The following is a 4,450-nucleotide window of genomic DNA, read 5'->3' as shown; positions in this document are numbered from 1 at the left end:
TAGAGATTCGGCGCCAGCTTCAACAGCTCTTCCAGCGTCCGCACGCCGGCCATGCCGTTGCCTATCATCACAAGGCGAAGTTTCTTCATGGTGATTTCCCCTCCAGCCCTTCAGCAGGACTCGGATAGATTCGCGCAGCGCCCGGCAACCTGCCGCGGCCACGTTCCCGCATCGCTTCCCAGGCTTCCCGTCTCATGCGTCATTTCCTGACTTCCTCTTTGACCTGCGCCGTCTTGAGCGCCATCGCGCTGCCCACCGTGGCCGCACCGCCCGAGCCCCAGCTGCAGCTGATCAAGGGCGACTGGGTGTTCAAGGCGATTCAAGTGCGCCAGGCGTTCTTCGGCTTTATTTCGATCCTGATTTTGTTGCTGGTCATCCGTACGATCTTTGACAAGATGATCAAACACCTCGGCTTACAACACAGCAGTCCTTCGGTGGTGCTTAAGGGTGCACTGAGTATGACCGAATTCTTCCCTAACCTTCCCGAAGCGCTGGACCTAAAGGACAGCTCGAACCAGAGCTTCCCGGGTGACCACGCGTCAGTGCTGCTGATTTGGGCGTTGTTCATGACCCTGTTCACCCGGACCACCGGCCAACGCCTAGTCATCTGGGGTTTGGCATTTCTGTTCATGATGCCGCGCCTGGTGGCGGGGGCTCACTGGGGTCAAGACGATTACATCGGCGGCGTTGCCATGGCGTCGCTTGCGATAGGTTGGGGTTACTACACCCCTTTCACTGCCCGGGTCTCTTACTTTCTGCTGCGAGTAACAACGCCGCTGTTTAAACCACTGAGCTATTTACCAGTGATTAAGTGCATGAGCGTTGTACGGTTCCCTACGACCTGAGGCCGTCAATCGTCACTGCTTGAACCGTGAAACTGATGGAGTTGCCGACGCTGTTTCTTGGTCGGCCGCCCGTCAGTGCTGATTCCCAAGCTGCCGGCTTTGCGCATGGCCGCAGCGTTTTCACGTTTGGCGATGCTGTCCGGTGTTTCGCAGTACAGGGCCTGCGCTTCGGGGGCGCCGCGCCTGACAGCCGATAACGCCTGGACCACTACTGAGCGCTCATCAAAACCCGCTCGAATTTGATATTCATCACCAACACGCGGTTCTTTGCCAGGCTTGCAACGCTCGCCCCGCCAGTGAACCTTGCCACTCTCGATGGCGGCCTTGGCCAAAGCTCGGGTTTTAAAAAATCGTGCCGCCCATAGCCATTTGTCCAGCCGTACTTTGTCGTCCTCTTCCTGTTTTTGTGCCATCTTAGTTCCTCGATAAAGTGACAGCCAGAACTGTACTACGTCACGTAGTGCAGGCGTCAAACCGATCCTGGGACTAGAATGCCCCACCCCCGCCATTGAAGGCCCCTTTGCGCCAGGAGTGCCACGTGACTGACTTCCCTATTTCTGCGACTGACCCTAAAGTCGGTTGCGATGCCTGCAAAAGCGAGCTCGAACTGAATTTCGACTTTGCATTTGCCTACCAACCCATCGTAGATTTGCGCGATCGCTCAGTATTTGCGCACGAAGCATTGGTGCGCGGCTCCAACGGTGAAGGCGCACTTTCGGTCTTGGGCCAGGTCAACACGCAAAACCGTTACCGCTTCGACCAACGTTGTAGAACTCAGGCGATTGCTGGCGCTGCGCGGCTCGGAATGCGCGAAAACCTGTCGATCAATTTTCTGCCCAACGCTGTTTATCGACCGGAGCTGTGTATTCGCAGCACGCTTGAGGCAGCGAAAGAGCATAACTTCCCCTTGGACAGGCTCATTTTCGAGACCGTTGAGAGTGAGCATCTAGATAACAATCTCCATTTGACCAATATTCTGCGTGAATACCGCGAATTCGGCTTCAAGACGGCCATTGACGATTTCGGCGCCGGTTATTCCGGGCTGACATTGCTGGCTGATTTTCAGCCAGACTTGATCAAGCTCGATATGGCGCTGATTCGGGATATTCATCAGGATCGGGCTCGTCAGGCTATCGTTCGCGGGGTTGTCACAATCTGTGAAGAGTTAGGCGTTACCGTCATCGCTGAAGGCATAGAAGTCGCCGCAGAGCGAGACTTTCTCACTGACTGCGGGATATTCCTGATGCAGGGCTACTTGTTCGCCAAGCCTGCATTCAAAGCTTTAGCGCAGGTCGATCCTGACGCTTGGCAGACTGATTGACACGTACGGAATCGCTTTGAAAACATTTGATCATTTGACGGTCGTTGGCCTTCGCGAATGGGTGGCGCTGCCTCATTTGGGGGTTGCCGGCTTACGCGCGAAAATCGATACCGGGGCCAGCACATCAAGCCTGCACGCCACTGAAATCGAACCGTTCGAACGCGACGGGGAAAAATGGGTGCGCTTCAACGCGCACCTCGGGACGGTGGTGCAGCTTCGTCATCGCCGTTGTGAAGCGTTGCTGGTTGCCATGAAAACGATAAAAAGCAGCAACGGCCATACGCAGGTCCGCTACGTCATCCGCACCACCCTTGCATTGGGCGATCGGGTCTGGCCGGTGGAATTTACCCTGGCTTGCCGAAAAGCCATGCGTTATCGCCTGTTACTCGGTTCAAAAGCCCTGGTCGACGGCCATTTGGTGGTTAATCCGGGCATTACATACGTTCAAGAAAAGCCGGCATTTCCGGCCTCTACTACCTCTGTCACAGGTGTTGCATGAAGATCGCTGTGCTGTCGCGTAATCCGCGTCTGTATTCCACCCGTCGTATGGTCGAAGCGGGTACTGCCCGCGGTCATGAGATGGTGGTGATCGACACCCTGCGCGCATATATGAACATTGCCAGTCATAAGCCGCAGATCCACTATCGTGGCAAACCACTGGAAGATTTCGATGCGGTGATCCCGCGAATTGGTGCTTCAGTGACTTTTTATGGCTGCGCCGTGCTGCGCCAGTTTGAAATGATGGGGGTGTTCCCGCTCAATGAGTCAGTGGCCATTGCTCGGTCCCGAGACAAATTGCGCTCGTTGCAACTGCTCTCCCGTCGCGGTGTTGGCTTGCCGGTTACCGGTTTTGCTCACTCCCCGGACGATATCCCTGACTTGATCCGCATGGTCAATGGTGCGCCGTTGGTCATCAAGGTGCTGGAAGGCACTCAGGGCATCGGCGTGGTGCTGTGCGAAACAGCCACAGCAGCCGAGTCGGTGATTGAGGCATTCATGGGCCTCAAGCAAGACATCATGGTGCAGGAGTACATCAAGGAAGCCGGCGGCGCGGACATTCGCTGCTTCGTGGTGGGCGATAAAGTAATCGCTTCCATGAAGCGCCAGGCCAAGCCAGGGGAGTTTCGCTCGAACCTGCACCGTGGTGGCAGCGCCAGTCTGATCAAGATCACGCCTGAAGAACGCATGACGGCCATTCGTGCCGCCAAAGTCATGGGTCTCAGCGTGGCCGGCGTGGATATCCTGCGCTCCAATCACGGCCCACTGGTCATGGAAGTGAACTCCTCGCCGGGGCTTGAAGGCATCGAAACCACTACCAACAAGGACGTGGCCGGGATGATCATCGAATACTTGGAGAAAAACAGCGGCCCGCACATGACCCGGACTAAAGGGAAGGGTTGATTAGGTCAGTTCAAACTGTAGGACCGAATTCATTCGGGAAAGCAACACCGCGGCGTCTCAGATAGACCTCGCAGACCGCTTCCCGAATGAATTCGGTCCTACAGATGATTCGGTCCCACAGAGAGGGATTTGCCTGCTGACCCCGCGTCACACGTCAGCTTAAACCGCATCCCTCGGCAACATCAGGCCCAGCGGCAATCGCACGCGGGCCTCTAGTCCCCCACCTGAACGATTTCGCAGTTCGACATTACCGCCGTGCATGGCGGCGATTCGTTTGACGATAGCCAAGCCCAACCCAGTGCCTTTGCCGCTGCGGGCACGGTCACCACGGATAAAGGGATTGAAGATGACTTCCAGCTCTGACGGATCAATCCCGGCCCCACGGTCCAGCACACTTAGCACCACATAGGGCGCACTGGCGTCACCTGAAACATAAGCGGCGACTTCAATTCCATTACCGGCGTGGTGCATGGCATTGCCAATCAGATTGTTCAGCAAGCGCTTGAGGGAAACCCGGCGCAACGGGAAGGGTGGAATCGGCTCCAGGCATAAACGAATCTGCTCGTCGGGATGATTGAACGGGGCTACCACCTCCCGGACCAAGTCGCCCAGATCGACTTCTTCAATCTGCTCATCGCGGCCATCACGAATGAACGCCAGGAACTGATCGAGGATTGCGTCCATGTCTTCAATGTCGCGAACCATGCCCTCAGTTAGTTCGTTTTCGTCGGTCATCAATTCCAGCGACAAGCGCAGGCGAGTGAGCGGCGTTCGCAAATCGTGAGACACCGAGCTGAGCAGTGAGCTGCGCATCTGCTCGGTTTCCATTTGCAGCTGCGCCCATTGGGCTTCGCCGGCGAGCTCGGAGCGCTCGATCGCGCTG

The 4,450-nt window shown here is 56.5% G+C and carries 6 protein-coding genes; 4 read left to right on the top strand and 2 right to left on the bottom strand.

Annotated elements, in window-relative coordinates; genetic code table 11:
- Window positions 1-194 precede the first annotated feature (194 nt).
- Window positions 195-845, top strand: a complete 651-nt coding sequence (locus tag M0974_RS08755) for a phosphatase PAP2 family protein (protein ID WP_297835394.1) — start codon at window positions 195-197, stop codon at window positions 843-845.
- 5 nt (window positions 846-850) lie between these two features.
- Here the strand turns inward: M0974_RS08755 and M0974_RS08750 are convergent, their stop codons facing one another.
- The gene (locus M0974_RS08750; RefSeq protein WP_297835393.1) at window positions 851-1,258 is read right to left on the bottom strand and encodes a S4 domain-containing protein; all 408 of its coding nucleotides are present in this window, start codon (window positions 1,256-1,258) and stop codon (window positions 851-853) included.
- Between the two features lie 125 nt (window positions 1,259-1,383).
- Between M0974_RS08750 and M0974_RS08745 the strand changes: the two genes are divergently transcribed.
- The 3 genes from M0974_RS08745 to rimK are packed head-to-tail and all read left to right on the top strand — an operon-like array spanning window position 1,384 to window position 3,567.
- On the top strand, window positions 1,384-2,166 hold the full coding sequence (locus M0974_RS08745; protein WP_297835391.1) for an EAL domain-containing protein: 783 nt from the start codon (window positions 1,384-1,386) through the stop codon (window positions 2,164-2,166).
- Window positions 2,167-2,182: 16 nt separating this feature from the next.
- Window positions 2,183-2,665, top strand: coding sequence for an ATP-dependent zinc protease (locus M0974_RS08740; RefSeq protein ID WP_297835390.1), 483 nt, complete (start codon window positions 2,183-2,185; stop codon window positions 2,663-2,665).
- Window positions 2,662-3,567, top strand: a complete 906-nt coding sequence (gene rimK / locus M0974_RS08735; protein WP_297835389.1) for a 30S ribosomal protein S6--L-glutamate ligase — start codon at window positions 2,662-2,664, stop codon at window positions 3,565-3,567. The genes M0974_RS08740 and rimK overlap by 4 nt, the downstream gene beginning before the upstream one ends.
- Before the next feature lie 159 nt (window positions 3,568-3,726).
- On the opposite strand, the gene M0974_RS08730 is transcribed toward rimK, so the two are convergent.
- The coding region (locus tag M0974_RS08730; protein WP_297835387.1) for an ATP-binding protein at window positions 3,727-4,450 on the bottom strand (724 nt) is incomplete at its 5' end.

The sequence above is a fragment of the Pseudomonas sp. genome (assembly GCF_026224925.1).
GTDB lineage: Bacteria > Pseudomonadota > Gammaproteobacteria > Pseudomonadales > Pseudomonadaceae > Aquipseudomonas.
Note: the sequence above shows the minus strand (reverse complement) of the source record. Positions and strands in the feature narration are given on the sequence as shown.